A 504-nucleotide genomic window follows, 5' to 3' on the forward strand; every position below is an offset into this window, starting at 1 on the left:
CCGCCGCCCAGCGACATCGAGATCACGTTGGCGCCTGCTGCGCCGCACTTGTTGGCGGCCGAAGCCAGGGTCGAGGAGTAAGCCCAGCCGTCGGCGCCGAACACCTTGACGATGTGCAGTTTCAGCAGCTTGTTCGAGTTGACGCCGACCACGCCGACGCCGCTGTTGTTGACGGCGGCGATGGTGCCGGCCACGTGGGTGCCGTGGTGGTTTTCGTCGGTGTACCACCAGCCGGTGCCGGCATCGTATTCGCCGGTGACGCTGTTGGCGGAGAGGTCTTCATGGTTGCGGTCGTAGCCCGAGTCGATGATGCAGACCTTGCGGTTGCCGGTGTTGGCATCCGACAGCAGGTCGGCTTGCACTTGCTTGATACCGTACGGAACTTGCTGGCCGAGCGTGTACGGGGTGCCGGTCGATGGGCTGGTCAGGGCGAAGGGCTTGCGCACCACGTCTTCTTCGATGTACTCGACGTTCGGATTGTTTTCCAGGCCTTTCAGCGCCACG

The 504-nt window shown here is 63.7% G+C and carries 1 protein-coding gene; it reads right to left on the bottom strand.

Annotation, left to right across the window (positions count from 1 at the left end; translation table 11 throughout):
- Positions 1-504: S8 family serine peptidase (locus J8847_RS24010; RefSeq protein ID WP_211527198.1), on the bottom strand; the 504-nt coding region annotated here is incomplete at both ends.

The organism is Massilia sp. AB1 (assembly GCF_018119385.1).
Classification (GTDB): domain Bacteria; phylum Pseudomonadota; class Gammaproteobacteria; order Burkholderiales; family Burkholderiaceae_D; genus Telluria.